The organism is Bacteroides salyersiae WAL 10018 = DSM 18765 = JCM 12988, from assembly GCF_000381365.1.
Taxonomy (GTDB): Bacteria; Bacteroidota; Bacteroidia; order Bacteroidales; family Bacteroidaceae; genus Bacteroides; species Bacteroides salyersiae.
In genome coordinates this window covers 160,587-182,528 of the sequence record NZ_KB905469.1, presented here as the reverse complement: position 1 = coordinate 182,528, position 21,942 = coordinate 160,587, and the positions used below count along the sequence as shown (strand labels likewise).

The following is a 21,942-nucleotide window of genomic DNA, read 5'->3' as shown; positions in this document are numbered from 1 at the left end:
TTGTATGGTATTATGGTATGTACTATTTTTACAACAAAGTATCACGATTAACAAATAATTAAGATATCATGATTAAACAAAATCTATCAGTAACGTTGTTGGCCTTATGTATGAGCGCAACTATTTGGGGACAGGCTGATGAGAAGAAATGTATTTTTATTTCTACGTCTCATTTGGATACTCAGTGGAATTGGACAGCCCGGACCACTCTTGAAGAATATATTCCGAATACGATGACTCAGAATTTTCCTTTGTTTGAGAAATATCCGGACTTTCATTTTAATTTTGAGGCGGCTATCCATTATATGTGGATGAAAGAATATTATCCGGAGGAATACGAAAAAGTGAAGAAGTATATTACTGAAGGGCGTTGGCATATTAGTGGAGGAAGTATCAATGCAAGTGATGTAATGGTGCCTTCTGCCGAATCTGTTATCAGAAATTTCCTGTACGGACAATCTTATTATAAAAAAGAATTCGGGAGAAAAGGAGGAACTGACATTATGCTTCCTGACTGTTTTGGTTTTCCATACTCTCTGCCTACTTTAGGAAAGCATTGTGGAATAACGGGATTTCATACACAGAAACTTTCTTGGGGATCGGCTTATGATTATAAATCATTGCCACCGTTTGGTATTTGGAAAGGCGTAGATGGTTCTGAAGTGTATGCTATCTTTAAAGGGGAGGCCTATGATGCACATAAACAATATAATAAAGATATGTCTAAGGATGAAGATATGAATCGACTTGCAGAGGAAAATTATCAGAAATATGGCTTGGCATCGGTATTTAGATATGTTGGTCCGATGGGGGATAGAGGAGGCGGATTGAAAGATACTGAAAGTGAAGAAGGTGAACGTACTCCTTATTGGTTACAGCAGAGTATAAATTCAGACGGACCGGTAAAAGTCGATTTATGGACTCCGGACGCTATCTTTCAATACTTAGATGAAAACCGTAATGAAAAGTATGTGGTTTGGGACAATGAATTACCAATGAAAACGCATGGTACTGGATGTTATACTTCTCAGACCATTATGAAATACTGGAATCGTAAAAACGAACTGTTGGCTGATGCTACTGAAAAAGCATCGGTTGCTGCTGCATGGGTGGGAGGCGCAGAATATCCGTCGGATATTCTGACTGAATCCTGGATACGTTTGTTGTGGCATCAGTTCCATGATGACTTGACCGGAACTTCTATCCCGAGTGCTTATACAATTTCTTACAATGACGAAGTGCTAGTGAATCAGACTTTAGCCAACACGCTTACTGGTACCATTGGGGCATTAGTGCGTCAGATGGATACACAAGTACAAGGCGTTCCTTTGGTAGTTTACAATCCTCTTTCTGTGCAACGGACCGATGTGGTTGAAGCATCGATTACTGTAGCTTCTGAGCCTTCCGAAATACGTATATTAGATGGGGCGGGTGAAGAAGTTTTGTCTCAAATAACGGGATATGATAGTACTACGGGCAAACTTTCTTTTATATTTAAGGCTACTGTAGCCTCATTGGGATATGCCACTTATGAGATACGCTTGAACGAGACCTCTGAATTATCTTCTTCATTGAAAATTACTGAAACTACTCTTGAAAATGATCGTTATCTTGTAACTCTTAATGCAAGGACAGGAGATGTTCGGCAGATTAAAGATAAAAAGCTGGACAAACTTTTGTTGAGAATGCCTATACAGATGCTTTTGTTTGATGATCGGTCGGATAGCTTTCCTGCATGGGAAATAGTTTATGAAACTTTAAATAATACGCCTTCCTATGTGGATGAAAATGTGAAAATTGAGATAGTAGAGAATGGTCCGTTGAGAGTTAGTTTAAAGATCTGTCGAACGAAAGCTGGATCTGAATTTGTACAATATATACGTTTGACAGATAGTGAAGTGAGTGATCGGATTGACTTTGTTAATGAAGTGAATTGGAAAAGTAGGGGGAAGTTGTTAAAGGTAGCTTTTCCATTGCAAAGTGCAAATTCAAAAGCAACTTACGATTTGTCTATAGGGGCTATTGAGCGTGGAAATAATAAAGAAAACTTATATGAAGTAGCTGGACATCAATGGGCCGATTTAACCGCTGTTGATGGCGAATATGGAGTTTCTATCTTAAATGATTGTAAATATGGATGGGATAAACCAAATGATAATACATTGCGTTTGACTTTGATTCATACACCTGCTGTAGCGGGAAATTATTCGTATCAAAAAGATCAGGATTTGGGATTAAATAAGTTTACATATTCTTTTTATAGTCATGAAGGCAAATGGGATGAACGTACACAATGGGAGGCTTCCCGTCTTAATCAGCCTATATTAGCTTTCCAAGTACCTAAATATGCAGGTCTCTTGGGGAAGAGTTTTGGATTTGTCTCGTTAAATACCGATAAAGTAGCTATAAAAGCACTAAAGAAAGCAGAAGAATCGGATGAGATCATAGTACGTGTATATGAATTGACAGGAAATAATCAAGATAATGTAGAACTTACGTTTCCTAGTACAATTTTGTCGGCACGTGAGGTTAATGGTATTGAAGAAGAAGTCGGGAATGCTTCTTTTTCTAATAATAAATTGGCTTTTAATATTGGAAAATTCCAACCGAAAACTTTCGCTTTAAAATTGGCTTTACAAGAAACTGGAGTAACTCCTCCCTCATCCTGTATTGTGGATTTGAGTTATAATCGTGATGTAATGAGCTATGATAATAGTAGAAATGATATGTCGACTGGTATTGATTATGCTTATCCTGCAGAATTGCTTTCTGACAATTTGTTTTCGGGGGGTGTTGAGTTTAAGATTGGAAATCGTGAAGCTAAACAAAGAAATGCTTTTTTATGTAGAGATAGTAAAATCTCAATTGCTTTACCGGCTATGCAAAATGCAAAGAAAATGTATGTGTTGGCTGCGAGTAGTAAGAAAGAAGGAACTATTGCTAAATTTACCGTAGGAGGGAAGTCTTATTCATTTCATGTTCCATATTGGGCTGAAACAATTGGAGCATGGGAAACCGAATATAACGAGGAAGGAGGATTTTGTAAGGAAAATGTGGCTTTTACAGCTACTCATCGGCATACTAAAAATGGGAAAAATGATCTTTATGGATTCATGCATATGTACAAGTATGCGATTCCGATAAATTATGATGCTACAGACTTGATGATAGCAACTAATACAGATTTATATATTTTTGCAATTACTCTTTCTGATAATGTGAATGATGATGTAATTCCGGTATCTGAGGTGACTTCTTTGCCGGTGTTTACTGATTTGTCAGAAGACAGATGTGGTGAGAAATTGGTTCCGCAGACAGTTCAAGCTTCTCATCAAAATGGTAGTAATGAGGGGGCGGATAAGGCTGTTGATGACGATTTAGATACGAAATGGTGTGTTACTGACAATTCTACTCCTTGGCTGGAATTTTCTTTTGCTAAAACGGTGGAAATCTGTCATTGGTTTGTTATGAATGCAGGAATTGAGAGTACTGATTATATAACCTCGGCATTCCGTTTACAAAAATACGAAAATGGCAATTGGATAGATATAGATGGAGTGGAAGGAAATACGATAAATAAGGTTCACCGATCAGTAACTCCTTTTAAAGCCGATCGTATTCGCTTACAGATCGATAAGGGTGAACAGAAAGGGTCTACTATACGTATTCTTGAGTTTGCTGTGTATGGTCGTGAAGTGGGTACAGTGGGCATTGAACATACAGTTTCTTTGAATAATAATTTCCATATTGAAGGTAACTATCCGAATCCTTTTTTTAGACAGACTGCGATACAATGTGTAGTGCCAGAAGGAATATCCGAGCTTGTATTGAATGTGTATGATTGTATTGGGAAAGTTATTGATAACCGTGTTTATCCGGTTTCCAAATCTGGGTTACAGGAATTCATCTGGGATAGTCACGATATTAACGAAGGAATTTATCTCTATACAATTTCTGCGATGAAAGATGGAAAAATGATATTTACAGATACAAAGAAGATGATTATTAGTAAATTCGTAGCTGAATAAAGTGAAATATTGTCATATAGATTGCAATGAATAAAATAGAAAGTTGAAGTTATAGTATAATGTTATGAGAAAAGTATTGATTACTATTCTATTGTTGAGTCTTTTTGTTGTAAAACAGGCATTTGCATCTTTTTCATTGCTCGACTTGGCAAGTCTTAATGGTCAGCTGTCTAATAATGCTATTTTGTGTATTCATCAGGATTTGTATGGCTTCATGTGGTTTGGTACTTATGACGGACTAAATTTGTATGATGGCAAGAAGGTAACTACATTCCGTTATGAAATTAATAATCCGAATTCCCTTTCTGGTAATACCATCCATAATATACAAAGTGCTGATGATGGTTATTTGTGGATATCGACTCAACGCGGACTTAATAAATTTTCTTTGAAAGAACGACAGGCTGTTGAAACTTATGTGCAATATAAACGGGTAGATCTGATTGCAGTTGATAAAAAAGGGAATAGTTGGATGATTAATAAAGATAATTATATCTTATTTTATGATTCATCAATAAAGAAAATGTGGGAGATACCTGCCGAGGGGATTCGGTTGAGTGAAATAAGGTCAATGTTTGCTGATAAATCGGGTAGAATCTGTCTTATATTGAAAGATGCCCGTTTGCAATATCTTACATTGACCTGTAAAGTTACGAGAAAAGATATCCCTTATGCCTTGTCTATATCGGAGGTAAATTTTCATAATGAAGAAATAATACAGGTCTTTTATGAGGATGAACAGGTCTATTTTATTGATAAATACCATAACCTGTTTGTCTATGACAGCTTTAAGCAAATGAAAATTTTGCTGCGGAACATATCTGATATGGTTAGTCAATATGGATTAGTTTCGTCTCTACGGCTTTTTCAGAATGAAGTCTATCTTGCTTTTATGCATAGTGGGTTGTTAAAGTTTGATGCGTCTACTCATGACAAGAAGCCGGAATTAATAAATATGACAGTGGGTATTTTCGGATTGATGAAAGATCGTTTTCAAGAGGCGATGTGGGTTGGTACCGATGGTTTGGGAGTGGAATTATATTGTAGTGAAAAGAATAATTTTGGTAATATATTGTTGAGTAATTTGCCGTTTGTTGCAAAACGCCCGGTCCGTGCCTTCTATACGGATGAAGAGAATACACTTTGGATTGGAACCAAAGGAGATGGAATTATTCGAATTAAAGATTATGCTTTATTTAAGAACAGCAAAATTCCTGTTGAGAATATACAGCACTTTGTCGATATGCACGAAAATCCAGTATATTCTTTCGTAAGAAGTCGTTTCAATAAAAATGATTTGTGGATCGGTACTGATGGAAATCTCTCTTATTATTCTTATAAAGAAAAAAAAATGTATCCAGTGAAGGATCATTCAAATCTGGTTCCGGCTGTTGCAAATGTTCATAGTTTCTGTGAAGTGAACGATTCTACGTTATGGTTGTCTTCCAGAGGGCTTTATAAAGTTACTATTGATAAAAGTAAACATCCTTATGAAATTAAAAGAAAAGAATGTTATCCTTTTCTGAGAGATAATGTTTGGGTTAATGATGAATTTTATTCAATGATTTATAATGGAGACTCTATTTTATTCTTAGGAAGTAGGGGGGGATATGGAGTGAACCGTTTTAATATTAACGATTCCACGAGTTCTTCTATTTTGATGAATATGGCAATTGGAGATGTTATTAGTTTGTACATTGACGAAGATTCTACGTTGTACGTGGGTACCAGTTCTGGATTGATACAAGTTTTGGGAGGTGAAGATAAAACGAAAGATAAAATAAAGCAGTTTACTCGTGAGGATGGTATCTTGAATGATATGATTCATGGAATTCTGGAAGATAATTTTGGTATTATTTGGCTCAGTACTAGTAAAGGATTGGTCAAATATAATCCTCAGAATGGTGCATTTTTTAATGTGAGGTCATTACACATTGGTGTTTCTGAATTTTCGGATGATGCTTATTGGAAATGTCCATTAACTGGACGCCTGTTTTTTGGTGGTGTAAACGGACTTGTATGGATCGAGCCGGAGATTGAACAAACAATTACTACCTATGAACCAGATTTATTATTTACAGAGTTAGATTGTTCTGGAGATAAGCAGACATTATATGAATATAATGAAAATACAGATAAGGTATTAAAGTTGAGATCTGATCAAAATACGTTTCAACTGACATTTGCAACTTTGGATTATATAAATGGTGATAATTATGATTATTTCTATTTACTTGATAATTATGATAATCAGTGGGTTTCATTGAAAAAGGAGAATAAGATTCGCTTTACTAATCTCCCTCCGGGTGATTACACTTTGAAAGTTAAATATAGAAATGATGTTGTTTCTGCTGATGATAAGGTGTATTCTCTTCGGGTTACCGTATTACCGCCTTGGTATCTTTCTCCATTGGCTTATTTGATTTACAGTTTTTTGTTTGTTGTATCTCTTGTTTTAGTCATTCTATATGTACGAAGAAAATTTGTACAAAAACAACAGGCACTGGCGCGAAGAATCAAAGAGGAACAAAAGGAAAAAATGTATGAGTCAAAATTGAATTTTTTTGCCAATGTAACTCATGAATTGTATACTCCTTTAACGTTGATAAATGGGGCGGTGGATCAAATACGAAAAGGAGAAATAAATCAGAATACGCGAAAATATCTGAGTGTTCTGCATAATAATGTACTTAGTTTGAATGAGTTGATACAAGAAATATTGGATGTAAGAAAAATTGAAGAGGCTGATATTAATCTTAGTGTCTTAAAGAATATTTGTTTATCTGAGATTTTTGATAAATTATTAACTTCTTTTTCTGTATTGGCTGGTCAAAATAGTATTGAATTTATTACTTCTGTACCCGATAATTTATATTGGAACACAGATAGTAAAGGATTTAGAAAGATAATTTCTAATTTACTGTCTAATGCATTGAAATACACTCCGGTTGGTGGGTATGTTAAATTAACGGTCACTGTTGAAAATAATATTCTGAAAATTGTGGTTCGCAATTCAGGAAAAGGCATAGAACCCAGCAAACTGTCTTCTATTTTTGATCGGAATTGTATTTTGGAGGAGACCGATGTAAATGCTAATAATCAAATGACAGCCAGAAATGGGCTGGGATTATATATTTGTTACAGTATTGTGAAAATGCTGAAAGGAGAGATAACGGTAAATAGTGTGGTCAACGAGTATACAGAGTTTGTTATTACTTTGCCTAACCAGGTTCAAAATGAGATACCGAATACCAATGAACAGCCGATTGTGAAGGTATCAGTTAATTTGGTTGAGGAGGACAATACGGAGAAAGTATCAAAAATAGATATTAATAGTGTTGTGGAAGCTTCGGTTCCACATGTTTTAATTGTTGATGATAATAAAGATATTGTAGAATTAGTAGCAGATTTATTGTCTCCATATTGTCAAACATTGAAAGCCTTTAGTGTAAAAGAGGCTTTGGGGCTTTTGAAGAAGCAAACTCCATCTCTTGTAATTACAGATATAATGATGCCTGAAATTGACGGATTCTCTTTTATCCGGATGTTGCGTGAAGATAAATACTGTAAACGTCTTCCAATAATTGCTCTTTCTGCTAAAACAGATAATTTGGATCAGGTAAAAGGATATGAGTTGGGTGTTGATGCCTATATAACTAAACCTTTCTCATCCGATGTCTTGATTTCTGTAGTATGTCGTTTTCTGACCAATAAAGTGGAAATGAAAAATTATTATGATTCTGTAGATAGCTCTTTTGAATATATACATGGAAAACTTTTACATCAAAAAGATAAGAAGTTTATTGAAGATGTATTAGATATTATAAAGGAGAATATATCTAATTCGGAACTTGGTCCGGAATTAATTGCAAATCAGATGAAGACTTCGACTCGGAATTTATATCGTCAAATGAAAAAGATCATAGAAATTTCCCCTACAGAGCTGGTTAAAGATTATAAACTTTCTTATGCTGCGAAGTTACTTATTACTACAAATTTATCAGTGAAAGAGATTATTTATAAGATAGGTATTACTAACAAATCTTACTTTTATAACGAATTCTTTAAAAAATATCAACTTTCTCCGAAACAATATAAAGGGATGAAGGCAGAAAGTGAAGAATAATTTTTCATTGTATCTAATGTTGACAGTGTTGAGATTTTGGCTAATTTTCTTCAATAATTGAGTAGAAATTAAATTTATTAGTATATGCAGTTGTATGTCGAATATTTAGGTAGAGTTTTTCCATTTCTATTTGATAAAACATCCGGGTGTGATATGTACTGGATTTAGTGGTTCTTCTTCAACTAAATTAAAGAAGAACCGAATAAGTTTACACTTCTGTTTGTTAGTCCTATTGTAGTTGTCCTATTTGGAGGATATCCAAATATAGTACTAATTATTCTATTTATTCCAATGTTATAGAACTGATTTTTGTTATATTCTCATTTGTCAAGAAATATCCTCGGTCGGGGCCGTACGGCAAAGGGCGGGACCACCCGTCCCGATGAGCACAACCTGAGTCGGGGTACTTTCATACCTTCTCCTCCTTTATAATTTCCATTGGTGTGCGCATTTTCAAAGCTTGGTGTGGTTGGATATTATTATATGTGTGCACAGCCTGTTTAATGCGTTCTTCCACCTGATTAAAATCTCCTTCCCGTAGTCAAAGAGCCATCCGTTCTTAATAGTATTATTCACCCGTTCGGTCAATGCATTATGCAGAGGATCACCACACTGTGTCATGCTTATGTTTATATGTTGTGCTTTTAACGTATCAACATATTGGTTTGAACAGTATTGAACTTCAGGTCTGAATGATATAATCAACCCACTGATATTTATTCCGTTCTCTCTGTAAAATAGAAAAGCTGACTCCAAAGCTTTCATCGGGCCTTCCATTGTCAATGAAGGACAGAACGAATAACCTACTATTATACTTCCGCTTGTGCTTGCAACAAACTTAGGTGTCGTGTTTAGCAAATTAGGATATATATAATTCCCATAATAATTATGATTGGAGTTCCTCGTTTTGGGACGCACGCGTCTCTTCCGTTGGACCAGACCATTAGATCGGAATATCTCATAGCACTGGTCACGTCCTATCACCATTTTTTCCTTAAAGTAACGAACACAGCATGCATATAGCTCACACATACCCGCTTGGGGCATTAAAGTTCTTAATTCTTTGCAATACAGAACAATGCTTGTCTTCAAAACATTAGCTTCACACTGTCTGTCCACATGTTTATAGTAACCTTGTCTGGTTATGCCGAAGTAACCACAGAGTCTGTTCAGACCACCGTATTTACGGTTGACTGAGCCCCTCTGTGACAAGGTGTCGATTACTTGGCATCTGAGTTTTTTCGCACGGGTATATGATAGGTCTACTCTGTCAGATCAATAAGCACCTCGCAGGCTTTATGAAGCATCTTTGTCGTATCCAAATCCCGTTGAAGTTGACGGTTAGACTTGTGTAACGCTTCATTTTCCGCAGGAAGCTGAGCGATAAGGGCGGCTGAGTCTTCGTCTATCAGCTGTGGATCAATGATGGATTTTTGCATCTTAGGGTCTTCTATCTCGTACATTTTCATCCAGCGGGACAATGTACCTAAACTTAATCCATTACATCGTTCAAATGTTTTGCGACGGTCGGAACTGGAAAGATACTCGCGAATATAAGACTTACTTTCCAATTCTGTAAACTTTCTGTGAGGTTTTCTTTTAATTAACATACTTTTTTTGATTTATAAAGTGTCAACTTATTCAGTACACTTATAGTTTTTGTGCAGTGATAATATACTTAATATGTATGGAAAAGTGTTGTTCTTTGTATGGTATAAATGTAGCTTACTATCGTATTCTAAATTGTTTGAATACAAAACAATGCTTGTAACAAGATTGGTAAGAAGCTATTTGTTCAGATATATCCCATTGCCTTTTGTGTCCCTTTATTTTTTTATTTTCTATCTATATACTGATGGCTTTTGAATATTGTTGTTGCTTTCGATGTAGAAATAACCATCTCCTTATCTATTTCTTTCAGAAGTTACTAAAGTTTTATATAATATAGATGATTGGGTACATGGTGTGAAGAATGTAACAGAAGTACTGGGGACGTGAATGAACTAAAAAGGGACATAAATGTACACTTGTTTATTAATAGTTTTTTCGTATATTGTTTATTTGTTTGCACTTCGATAACTTTGCAATAAAATATTAATCGTTATTTTAAAATTTAATTATTATGAAAACAAAGTTACTATGTGCAAAGACAGCAATGTTTGCTCTGGCTTGTTTTTCTTCTATTGGTGTTTGGGGCCAAATTAAGATTACAGATGAAAATGGTTTAAAGGCTATTGCTGAGAATTTGAATGGTGATTATGTTCTTGAGAACAATATTACTTTATCAAAAGAATGGGAACCTATTGGAACAAACGATTCTCCATTTACGGGTACGATTGATGGTAAGGGGTTTACAATTTATGGATTAAAGATCAATCGTCCGGAACAAAATTCAGTTGGTTTTATTGGTACTGCTAAAATAGAGGATGTATCTTCTACAAAGGTAACAGTGAAAAATTTGCGTTTAGTAGGTGTGGAAATTTTTGGGCATCAAGATGTAGGTGCTGTTATTGGTAATTCATATGGTGCTAAAGTGAGTGAATGCTATACATCTGGGCTTGTTTATGGTTGGGATCACACTGGTGGTATTATTGGGGGGACTAAAAAGGTTGATGATGACGATAATATTATGACACAGGTTTCGAATTGTTATTCCAATGCAGCTGTGGTTAGTTCCAGTTATCAAGCGGGTGGTATTATCGGTGCAAGTATAAATTCAGTAGTCGATCGTTGTTATTTTAGTGGTGTTGCTGTGTGTCCCGAAGGACGTTCTGGAGGTATTGTAGCTCTTAATGACGGTAATAGTTTGACTATTACTAATTGTGTAACATTATCTTCTTATATAAAGGCTGGTAGTGGAGATGCTGGTGGTGCAAATGCTATTTTAGGTGCGGATAATCCCGCGGAAGACAGTAATGCTGTTAGTACAATCAGTAATAGTTATTCATGGAGCGGTTTGAAATTGTATGAAAATAATGTAGAAATAGCACGTTCTAACAATGCAAATGATTCTTATGATGGAGGATATCTTGATTTGGATGAATTGAAAACTGCACAATTTTGGCTTGGTGACGTTAACTTTGATGCTGGTATATGGACAATGGTAGAAAATACATATCCATCATTATCTAATGTTCAGGTTCCATTAGAGAATTATATCTACATACCTTCTTTCCCGGAGAGATGTTTGCCTGGTAAAACTTTTAATGCAGAAGCCATACCAGCTTCTGGTAGAACTATTACTTATACCAGCTCTAATCCCGAAATTGCCACAATCGATAGTAAGGGTAAAGTTTCTTTCTTGAAAGATGGTAAAACTACTTTGACTTTTGTAGACCAGGGTGATAATTATGTAAAAGGTTGCACAAAAACTTATGAGTTAGAGGTGAAAGGTGTTGCTTACACCATTATGGATGAGGAAGACTTGAGATGTGTTAAGTATGATTTGGCAGGTGATTTTAAGTTAGGTGCTGATATTTATTTGACAAAAGATTGGGAATTGATGGATGTTTTTACCGGTACATTAGATGGTCAGGGATATACAATCCATAATTTACGTTATATAAACGAAGAACAGGGGCGTGTAGGTCTGTTTGGTGAGGCAACGGGAGCTACTATAAAAAGAGTAGGTATTGCAGGTGCTTATCTTAATGGTAATGAAGATGTAGGTGCTATTGTTGGTTATGCAAATGGCTGTAATATCTCAGAATGTTTTGTAGATCAGGCTTCCTATATTGCAGGTCGTGACCATATTGGTTCAATTGTAGGTAAGGTAGAGAAAATGGAGGTAGAAGAAGAAGGTTCTGCTGAAAAAGTAATAACCGGAACTACGGTAAGTGACTGTTACTCTATGGCTAAAGTTTATTCGAGAGAATATCAGGCTGGTGGCGTTGTAGGAGTTGTGAATTACGGTACGGTAGAAAGATGTTATTTCTCAGGAAATATTCGGGCAACGAAAGGACGTGCCGGTGGTATTTTCTCTTTGGTTGATGCGGATGGTAAAGTATTTGTAGAGAATAATGTTTGTCTTGCCAGTGGTATTTATTGTAGTGAAGCTACATATTGTATTGGTGAGAACGGTCGTACATCAACTGCTACATTAACCAATAATTATGTTGATCACTATGCTTCTTATAAAGGAACGGATTTGTCATCTTCTGCTCCTTCCGATGTTTATGATAACGCTAGTAATAATGGTGAAAAATTAGAATCTGACGAAGTACTTTCTTCTGAATGGTACAAGGAGACGTTAGGCTGGGACTTTGATAATATATGGACCTTTATTGAAGGTGGTGAAGGTAATATGTATCCGATATTGAAATGTCAACAGTCCAAAGTTTTGACTCCTGTTATTTATGGTATACCTGAGCCGGCATTTTTAATTCAATTGGCTGACGGGAGTTCTTCTGAAAGTTTGAATTTAGAGAGAATTAAATCTACGTGTGGGCAGAAGTTGATTTTTAAAATTACAAAAGGTGAGGAATATATTTATATTGACGGTACTATCGTAGATTTTAGTGGTGCGAAAGAGGTTGACGGTGAAACGGTAGCTACTATATCTATAGCTCCAGAGGTTGAAATTACGGGTTTGAAACCGTTTGAAACTACTGCTTTTGATATTAATATGGTTGGGCAATCTCATGTTTTTCCTATTAACAATGTTGCAGATTTACTTGATGTCAACAATAAGTTGTTCGCAAGTTTTTGTTTGATGAATGATATTGATATGACAGGAGTTGAATTCGAAGGTTTCGGTTCTTTAGAATCGCCTTTCACCGGTAGCTTTGACGGTAATGGACATACTATTAAAAATCCGGTGGTTATTACCAATGATGATAATACTAAAGGATTCTTTAATGCAACTAAGGGGGCTAAAATAAAGAATTTGGGGATTTCTAATTTCTCTTTCAGTGGTTCTCAAGCCAATGGTAATAAGAGTACGGATTTAGGTGGTTTTGCCGGTTCTGCTAAAGAAACAACTTTTGATCAGTGTTATTTGACTGGTAAAGTTGTGGGGCGTGACCATGTCGGTGGGTTTGTTGGTGGTAATTGTAGTAATGTTACTATTACTAATTCATTTGTAAATGCAGAAGTTTTTGCTTATAGCCAAGCCGGAGGTTTCTTTGGTGTTGCTGCAGGTAATGTAACAATGAAAAATTGTTATTTTGCCGGTAGTGTGAAATTGAATCCTTCTCACAGTTATGGCTGGGTTGGTGGATTTGTCGGTTTGGTTGACGCCGATTGTACAGTTACAATTGAAGATTGTGTTTCAATTGGTAATCTGCAGGGAAGTGTTGCATCAGGCTCATTTATTGGCGCCAATGGAGGCGATCAGAAGAATAACCCGCGTGGTATAATAAACTTTACAGGAAATGTATTTAATTTTGATGCTGAAAGATTCTTGATGGATGGTAAAATATCTGAGAACGATTGGGAAAGTCAAGGTTATGTTACTAAAGAAGGTGGTGTGGTAGAAAGTCCGATAGAGCATTACGCTACTCCTGTGGAGGATAATGAATTCTTGACACAAATTCCTTATAATGATGCAAAATTCGATTTTGAAAATATCTGGACGATTGACGAAGAAGTAAGTTATCCTACATTAAAGAATGTAGCATATATTCCTGCTCCCCCCGTTGGTATTGAACAAGTTGTCGATCAGAATGAGAATACATATATTGTGTATACTTCAGATAATGCTATTTTTGTTTCTGGTATGAAAAATACTGCTAAGATAGCTCTATATAATATTAACGGACAATTAGTTTCCAATGTTATTACTTCAGGAGAAAATATAGAACTCCCAATCATGGGAAAAGGATTCTATATTGTTCGTATTGTGGAAGATGAAATGACTACGACTGTAAAAGTTGTTGTTAAATAATGAACTGGTAATTTTTATATTGCAAGAAGTATGGCGGCAGAAGAATACTGCCGCCATAAACTTTCGCATTTTAAAAAAACTTTGTTGACTAAAGTTGAAAAACATGATACTCCTCTTTTGTATAGATTGTTAGTACTTCTCAGTTTTCAATAATAAGATAAATTGATCTCATTTAGGAAAAATAAACTTCAAATAGATTTAGTAAAAAACTTATGAATTCAAATGGATTTATTGCATTAGGAAGAGGAATTATGTGCCTTTTCTTATTAACTGTCTCACTGATGGTGCAGGCGGCAAATCCTGTAAAAGTAACCGGGCGTGTGACGGATACAACAGGTGAACTAATGATTGGCGTAACCATTCAGGAAAAGGGTACCTCTAATGGAACTATCACAGATATGAATGGTACATATAATCTTACACTAACAACAAAAGATCCGATATTGGTGGTCAGTTATATTGGTTATCAAACTCAGGAAAAGAAAGTAAATGGAACGGTACTCGATATTACTTTGCAAGATGATGTAACAACGTTGGACGAGGTGCAAGTTGTTGGCTACGGTACCATGCGTAAAGTCTCAGTTGTAGGTGCTCAATCGACTTTAAAAATGGAACATATTAAGGCACCAGTAGCAAATATGAGTTCTATTTTAGCCGGTCGTATTTCTGGTTTGGTTGCTGTACAACGTACGGGTGTTCCTGGTCAGGATGATTCCGATATTTGGATTCGTGGTATCTCTTCCATGACGAATACAAATAAAGGGCCATTGATATTAGTGGATGGCATTGAACGTGATTTCAAACAGTTGGATCCGGAAGATATTGAATCGGTTACAGTTTTGAAAGATGCGGCTTCTACAGCTGTTTATGGAGTACGTGGTGGTAATGGTGTTATTCTTATTACGACTAAACCAGGAATAGTAAGTGAGCCTAAATTTTCAGTTGATTATTATGAAGGTTTTACTCGTTTGACACGCATTCCGGATTTGGTAGACGGTTATGAATATATGGATGCAGTAAATGAAGCCTATAATAATACATATGGTGCTCCTTATTATTCACAACAGTATATTGAAAATACTAAAATGGCAAATGGTTTGATTCCTAATACAAGCAATGATCGTACTGTTAATAAATATCTTTATCCGAATGTCGATTGGATGAAAGAACTTTATAAGAATTTCGGACGTAATCGTCGTGCAAACTTGAATGTTCGTGGTGGAGCTCCTAATGCTTCTTATTATATTTCACTTTCTTATTATGATGAATCCGGTTTGACAAAAACGGATCCTAAACAGCCATACAGTACAGAAATTTCTTATAACCGTTACAACTTTTTAACTAATATCAATTTAAAAGCTACTAAAAAAACAACAATGGATGTTGGCGTGAATGGTTGGTTTTCAAGTGGGAATTATCCTGCCGTTGATTTAAATGATATTTTCTCGAAAGCGATGATGATTAATCCGGTAATTTATCCGGTAGAGTATCCAGATGGGAGTAATCCAGGTTTTAGTCAGTATCAACGTGAATTTGATAGTCCCTATGTGACATTAACCCGCAGAGGTTACAAAACAGAATATAAGACACAGATTAATTCTAATCTGAAAGTAACACAGGATCTTGATTTCTGGGATTGGAGTAAGGGTTTTACGGCTCACGCACTGATTGCATTCGACGTTCGGGCGAATCAGCAATTAAATTATAAGGTTGATGACAGTACCTGGAAGCCAGCTGGAAGAAAAAATGGTGATGTTTGGGTAGATGACGGTAATCTCTTTGATGAAGCAGGTAATTTAATTTTGCAAGAAGAGTATAAAGGTAATTCAACTGTTAATTTTGAAAGAGACAAACAAGTTTATCGTACATTTTATGCAGAGGCCGCTTTAAATTATAAGAGATTATTTGGCGGTGTACATAATGTAAGCGGACTTTTGTTATTTAATATGCGGGACTATCGCGATGCAAATGGAGATAATTTGATAAATTCATTACCTTATAAACAAATGAGTCTTTCTTCCCGTGTCACTTATTCATATAATGATCGCTATTTTATAGAGGGTAACGTTGGATATACCGGTTCTGAAAACTTCTCTCCTGGACATCGTTTTGGAGTTTTCCCTGCTATGGCTGTTGGTTGGGTACCTTCAAATGAGAAATTCTGGGCATCTGTTGCTCCGTATATTTCTTTCTTGAAATTTCGTTATTCACATGGATTGGTCGGTAGTGATAGTTTAGGCGATACCCGTTTTGGTTTTGAAACTGAAATAACAAGTAAAAATGGATATAGTAATTCTTGGGCACAAGGTGGTATTGGCATTAATAAATATGGTTACCAAGCTCGTTGGTGTACTATTTTGAAACAGGATTTAGGTATTGAAATCAACTTCTTGAATAATGACTTAGCTTTTGTTTTTGATCTGTTTAAAGAGCACCGTGATAAGATTTTTGTATCGCGTAATAATTTGCCGCTCTATGCCGGTTTTGCCGTAAGTGCTTCCGGTAATGTTGGTATAGTGGAGAATAAAGGATTTGAAGCTTCATTTGAATATAATCATCAATTTGGTAAAGACTGGACGGTTTCTCTTCGTGGAAACTTTACAATGAATGAAGATGAAATTATTGAAAATGCAGAGCCTGCTCCAGCTTATCCATGGTTGGAGAAAAGAGGTACTAATGTACTTGCGAGATTTGGATATATAGCTGAAGGATTGTATGAAAGCGAGGAAGAAATTAAGGAAAGAAACATCACCCAATTTGGAGAAACTTATCCGGGCCAATTGGTTAAACCAGGTGACATTAAGTATAAGGACTTGAATGGTGACGGTCATATTGATGAATATGATATGTGCAAAATTGGCCGTGGAGATGTTCCTAAATATTATTATGGATTTGGTGGTGATTTTCGTTATAAAAATATTGGTGTTGGTATTTTATTTCAGGGAACTGCCGGAGCTGATCGGGTAATGGAAGGGTCTGGTATACGTCCATTTACCAGTTCTACCGGAGGTGGAACCTTGTATGCTAATATCACCGATCGTTGGAGTAAAGACGATCCTTCTAATGACAATGTATTTTATCCACGATTGGCATGGTCTTCTGCTGATCCTTCAAATATAAATAACTTTCAGACAAGTACATGGTGGCAGAAAGATATGAGTTTCTTACGCTTAAAACAATTTACCGTTTCTTATTATTTTCCTAAAGCGTGGACAAAGAAAAGTTTCTTAAGTGGTGGTCGGTTCTATATAATGGGATCTAATGTTCTTACTTTCAGTAAATTTAAGTTGTGGGATCCTGAGTTGAATACGAATAATGGTATTTCTTATCCTAATGTTTCTTCGTATACGATAGGTGTAGCTATTAACCTTTAAGAGAAATGTATATTTTAATTATTTTTTTATTTAGATTATGAAGAAAATTGTAAAAAGTATATTTATGGCTGCGCTGTCAATGATGGTATGCACATCTTGTGAAAGCTATTTTGACAGTGTTCCTTCCAATGTGGTTTCTTTGGATGCTGTTTTTTCGAATCGAGGACTGGCATTACAGTGGCTTTCCAACACATACTCTTATTTGCCGGATGAAACTAGTCAGAATTATACGGGCGGTGATGACGAAACAAAAGGAATTTGGACACCTGCTTGCTTGGAAGCAAAGTTACCATGGGATCAATGTAATTCTAATCATATTAATTTAGGTACTTTATACCCTTCTACCGGCTATGTGGAGAATATGTGGAAATCTTATTATAAAGGTATTCAAAAAGCAAATATTTATATGGCCAATATTGATCGTTGTACGGCAATGGAAGAATACGAACGCTTGTGGTCTAAAGCTGAGGCACGTGCTTTACGTAGCATTTATTACTATAATTTGTTTAAGCTATATGGTCCGTTTGTCATTATTGGAGATGAAGTATTTGATGTTGAAGGAGATGTGGAGGCGATGATGCGTGAACGTAGTTCGGTAGATGAATGTGTAGATTATATGGTAGGTGAGTTCGACGCAATTCTATCTGAAGGTAGGTTAAAGTCCCACTTTGGGGAAGACGGGGCTATGAATCCGCAATTTGCTGGTAATATTACCAAAGAAGCGGTAGAAGCAATCCGTTCGGAGCTTTTATTGTATGCCGCCAGTCCATTATTTAATGGCGATTCTTACTATAAGAATTTGACAAATGTTGATGGAAAGCATCTTTTTCCACAAACTTATAGTAGAGAAAAATGGGAAAAAGCTAAGACCGCTGCTGAGAATTTTATGAAAAACAATCCAGGTTTTCAATTATTGTATTTGGACAAAAAAGGGGCGGCGACGTCAGACGTAGCTTCTTCATGTCCATATACATCTGTAACTCAAGCTTCATTGGGGCGGACGGAGAATACGGAAATGATTTTTTTTAGGACAGGAGGCGAGTGGAACATTTATTATACAATGACCCCTAAGCACAGTGGAATAACGAATGCTCAATCTGGCGGTGGAGCTTTGGCTGCACCTTTGCAGATGATAGATTTGTTTTTTACGGAAAACGGGCTCAGTATAGAAAAAGATCCTGAGTATTTTACTTACACAGATGATGATTTAACGGCAGCGGGTGCTGCTGCTAAAATGACGAGTCAGACCGTTCATCAGAATCCGTTTTCTAAGGTTGTTTATTTCAGACCGGATTCAAAACATAAAATCATGAAGCAGTTCTATAATCGTGAACCTCGTTTTTATGCTGCATTTACATTCCAGAATCGTAGATGGGATTTAGATGATAAGCTGGTTTATTATACGGATTTCTCTTTAAATGGAAACTCCGGACAGGCGAAGAATGGACATGATTATCCAAGGTCTGGTGTATTGGTACGTAAAAAAAGGACAAATGTTTCAGGAGTGAATTATTATGTTTATATCCGTCTTTCTGAGATTTATTTGAATTATGCCGAAGCGTGTTGTGAATTGGACGATATAGGTACGGCTATAAACTATGTGAATAAGATTCGTTTGAGAGCCGGTATCCCGGAATATAAAGGTTTGTTGGCTGAAGACTTAACTCCGACAGATAAACGTGGGTTTGAACGAATTACCTTGGATTCATATGATAAGGAATTTGTGAAAAAAGTGATTTATCGTGAACGTCTTCTTGAGTTGTCCTATGAAAATCATCATTATTTTGACGTACGTCGTTGGGGGGTAGCCGATATGGCAACCGGTGATGGCTGGATTTATCCGTCATGGCATAATGGTGGTGAAGGAGGTGACATGGTCGGATTTGATGTTACTGTAGATATGGCCTCAGACGATGCAAAAGATCCATTACTTTTCTATAAACGTAAGGTTTGGGAAACACGTGTTTATTCAAAACGTATGAGCCTCTTTCCTATTCCTCAAACGGAGATTAATAGAAATGCTCGGATTGTACAGAATACCGGATGGGAAACTGAAATGTAATCGAATGTTCTTTCAATTAAGTATTGTGTTGGATTCTTTGATCTAAAATATTGATCGTTTAGTTTTTCACTTGGAGAGTGTGTTGTAAAATCAATTTGTTTCTTGTGGCTTGATAGCACATGGTGCTGGATTTACAGCACATTCTCTTCTTGTTTTAAAATACATAGTTTAAGTTAAGAAATGAAGAAGAGGTATATTGTAATTATATTGTTTTTGGGTATTTTTTATTCAGTGTCGGCAGCTTTGAGAAAGCAGCCGGTGGAGTACGTCAACCCTTTAGTAGGTACTGATTCCAAATTTGAATTGTCAAATGGAAATACCTATCCGGCTATTGCTATGCCTTGGGGGATGAATTTTTGGACTCCTCAAACAGGAAGGATGGGAGAAGGATGGACGTATACGTATTCGTCCGACAAAATTCGTGGATTTAAGCAGACACACCAACCGAGCCCATGGATTAATGATTATGGACAATTTTCTTTGATGCCGATTACTGGGAAGCCTGTTTTTGATCAAGATGCAAGGGCAAGCTGGTTCAATCATAAATCAGAGATTTCCAAACCTTATTACTACCGTGCATATTTGTCCGATTATGATGTTGTGACCGAAATTGTACCGACAGAACGAGCTGCCATGTTCCGGTTTACTTTCCCTGAGAGTGAAAGCTCATATGTTGTGATCGATGCGTTTGATAATGGATCGTATGTAAAAGTAATACCGGCAGAGAATAAGATCATCGGATATACAACGAGAAATAGCGGTGGTGTTCCTGATAACTTTAGGAATTATTTTGTTATCGTTTTTGACAAGCCTTTTTCTTATAAGGCGGTAGTGGGAGGTAATGAGATTCGTAAAAATGAATTAGAGGTAAAAGAAAACCATGCCGGTGCGATTATTGGATTTGCCACAAAAAATGGAGAAACGGTAAAGGTACGTGTGGCTTCCTCATTTATTAGTTTTGATCAAGCTGAATTAAATCTGCAAGAGTTAGGAAACCTTTCATTCGAGCAGTTGCAAGCAAAAGGGAAGAAACGCTGGAATGAGGTATTAAGTAAAGTAGAAATAGAATCAGATAATGAAGATCGTTTATGTACATTCTATTCATGTTTGTACCGTTCAGTGTTGTTTCCTCGCATGTTTCATGAAATTGACGCAAAAGGGAATGTAGTGCACTATAGTCCGCATAATGGAAAAATTCTTCCTGGGTATATGTTTACTGATACTGGTTTTTGGGATACATTTCGTTGTTTACTTCCATTTATCAATCTTGTTTATCCTTCTGTAGGAGCACAAATGCAGGAAGGTTTTCTAAATTCTTATTTGGAAAGCGGTTTTTTCCCCGAATGGGCCAGTCCGGGACATCGGGATTGTATGGTCGGCAATAATTCTGCATCAGTAGTAGCAGATGCCTGTATGAAAAATATAATAAAGAAAGAACCGGAAAAAATGTATGAAGGTTTATTGTATGGAGCTAACCATTCACATCCATCGGTAAAATCCTCAGGACGTTTAGGGTATAAGGAATACAATGAATTGGGGTATGTTCCTTACCATATCAATCAGAGTGCTGCCCGTACATTGGAATATGCTTATAATGATTGGTGTATTTATCAGATGGGGAAAAAATTGAATCGCCCTTCGGAGGAGTTGGAAGTATATAAAAAACGCAGCTTAAATTACAAGAATTTGTTTAATAAACCTTTTAATTTAATGAGTGGTCGTGAGGCTAATGGTCATTTTCAGCCCAATTTTGAGCCGGTGAAGTGGTGGGATGCTTTTACAGAAGGTAATAGTTGGCATTATTCATGGTCTGTATTTCATGATGTTCAAGGACTAATTGATTTGATGGGAGGAGAGAAGGCATTTGTGAATATGCTTGATTCCGTATTTATTATGCCACCTACATTCGGTGCTAATTCAGATACACGTGGAAGTCTTGTACATGAGATGCGCGAAATGCAAGTGATTGATATGGGACAATACGCACATGGTAATCAACCTATTCAGCACATGATTTATTTATATAATTATGCTGGCGAGCCGTGGAAAACTCAATATTGGATCAGAGAGGTACTGACTCGTTTGTATACACCGGCTCCTGATGGATATTGCGGTGATGAAGACAATGGTCAGACATCGGCATGGTATGTTTTTTCTGCTTTAGGGTTCTATTCTGTTTGTCCGGGATCGGATCAATATGTTTTAGGTGCACCTTTGTTTAAAAAGGCGGTTATCCATTTGGAGAATGGAAAGAAAATTCAAATTTCTGCTCCGGAGAATAGTGATAAAAGTCGTTTTGTACAAGAAGTCAAATATAATGGTAAAAATTACAGTAAAAATTTCTTGGTTCATTCTTCGCTGCTCAATGGTGCCGACATCCAGTTTCGTATGGGGGATAAACCTAATAAAAAACGTGGGATCAATAAAGCCGATTATCCCTATTCACTGTCAAATGAAAAATAATTAAT

9 protein-coding genes are annotated in these 21,942 nt (G+C 36.2%); 6 read left to right on the top strand and 3 right to left on the bottom strand.

Annotated elements, in window-relative coordinates; all coding sequences use genetic code 11:
- Positions 1-68 precede the first annotated feature (68 nt).
- The gene (locus tag HMPREF1532_RS19745; protein WP_005934219.1) at positions 69-4,028 is read left to right on the top strand and encodes a glycoside hydrolase family 38 N-terminal domain-containing protein; all 3,960 of its coding nucleotides are present in this window, start codon (positions 69-71) and stop codon (positions 4,026-4,028) included.
- 64 nt (positions 4,029-4,092) lie between these two features.
- A complete protein-coding gene (locus tag HMPREF1532_RS19740; RefSeq protein ID WP_005934215.1) occupies positions 4,093-8,154 on the top strand; it encodes a hybrid sensor histidine kinase/response regulator transcription factor in 4,062 nt (1,353 codons plus the stop codon).
- Positions 8,155-8,563: 409 nt separating this feature from the next.
- Here the strand turns inward: HMPREF1532_RS19740 and HMPREF1532_RS22055 are convergent, their stop codons facing one another.
- From HMPREF1532_RS22055 to HMPREF1532_RS19730, 3 genes are read right to left on the bottom strand one after another with little or no spacing between them, the layout of a single operon-like run.
- On the bottom strand, positions 8,564-8,647 hold the full coding sequence (locus HMPREF1532_RS22055) for a hypothetical protein (RefSeq protein WP_369678148.1): 84 nt from the start codon (positions 8,645-8,647) through the stop codon (positions 8,564-8,566).
- Entirely contained in the window at positions 8,608-9,366 is a 759-nt protein-coding gene (locus HMPREF1532_RS19735; protein ID WP_148301705.1) for an integrase core domain-containing protein, read from the bottom strand. Before HMPREF1532_RS19735 ends, HMPREF1532_RS22055 begins: the two co-directional genes overlap by 40 nt.
- Positions 9,367-9,416: 50 nt before the next feature.
- Positions 9,417-9,764 carry a hypothetical protein gene (locus HMPREF1532_RS19730; RefSeq protein WP_005934212.1) on the bottom strand — a complete coding sequence of 116 codons (348 nt, stop codon included), beginning with the start codon at positions 9,762-9,764 and terminating at the stop codon, positions 9,417-9,419.
- Between the two features lie 512 nt (positions 9,765-10,276).
- Here HMPREF1532_RS19730 and HMPREF1532_RS19725 point away from each other — a divergent pair.
- The 4 genes from HMPREF1532_RS19725 (at position 10,277) to HMPREF1532_RS19710 (ending at position 21,937) form a co-directional block, all read left to right on the top strand.
- A complete protein-coding gene (locus HMPREF1532_RS19725) occupies positions 10,277-14,038 on the top strand; it encodes an Ig-like domain-containing protein (RefSeq protein ID WP_005934210.1) in 3,762 nt (1,253 codons plus the stop codon).
- Positions 14,039-14,250: 212 nt separating this feature from the next.
- Positions 14,251-17,412 (top strand): SusC/RagA family TonB-linked outer membrane protein, encoded by a 3,162-nt coding sequence (locus tag HMPREF1532_RS19720; protein ID WP_005934208.1) that lies wholly within the window; start codon positions 14,251-14,253, stop codon positions 17,410-17,412.
- 64 nt (positions 17,413-17,476) lie between these two features.
- The gene (locus HMPREF1532_RS19715; RefSeq protein ID WP_005934205.1) at positions 17,477-19,474 is read left to right on the top strand and encodes a RagB/SusD family nutrient uptake outer membrane protein; all 1,998 of its coding nucleotides are present in this window, start codon (positions 17,477-17,479) and stop codon (positions 19,472-19,474) included.
- Between the two features lie 180 nt (positions 19,475-19,654).
- Entirely contained in the window at positions 19,655-21,937 is a 2,283-nt protein-coding gene (locus HMPREF1532_RS19710; protein ID WP_005934203.1) for a GH92 family glycosyl hydrolase, read from the top strand.
- Positions 21,938-21,942: the final 5 nt, after the last annotated feature.

Bases quoted from the DNA above. Each gene is read 5' to 3' on its own strand.
- HMPREF1532_RS19740 (WP_005934215.1), top strand. From the start codon at position 4,093: ATGAGAAAAGTATTGATTACTATTCTATTGTTGAGTCTTTTTGTTGTA.
- HMPREF1532_RS19715 (WP_005934205.1), top strand. From the start codon at position 17,477: ATGGCTGCGCTGTCAATGATGGTATGCACATCTTGTGAAAGCTATTTT.
- HMPREF1532_RS19725 (WP_005934210.1), top strand. From the start codon at position 10,277: ATGAAAACAAAGTTACTATGTGCAAAGACAGCAATGTTTGCTCTGGCT.
- HMPREF1532_RS19720 (WP_005934208.1), top strand. From the start codon at position 14,251: ATGAATTCAAATGGATTTATTGCATTAGGAAGAGGAATTATGTGCCTT.
- HMPREF1532_RS19710 (WP_005934203.1), top strand. From the start codon at position 19,655: ATGAAGAAGAGGTATATTGTAATTATATTGTTTTTGGGTATTTTTTAT.
- HMPREF1532_RS19745 (WP_005934219.1), top strand. From the start codon at position 69: ATGATTAAACAAAATCTATCAGTAACGTTGTTGGCCTTATGTATGAGC.
- HMPREF1532_RS19730 (WP_005934212.1), bottom strand. From the start codon at position 9,764: ATGTTAATTAAAAGAAAACCTCACAGAAAGTTTACAGAATTGGAAAGT.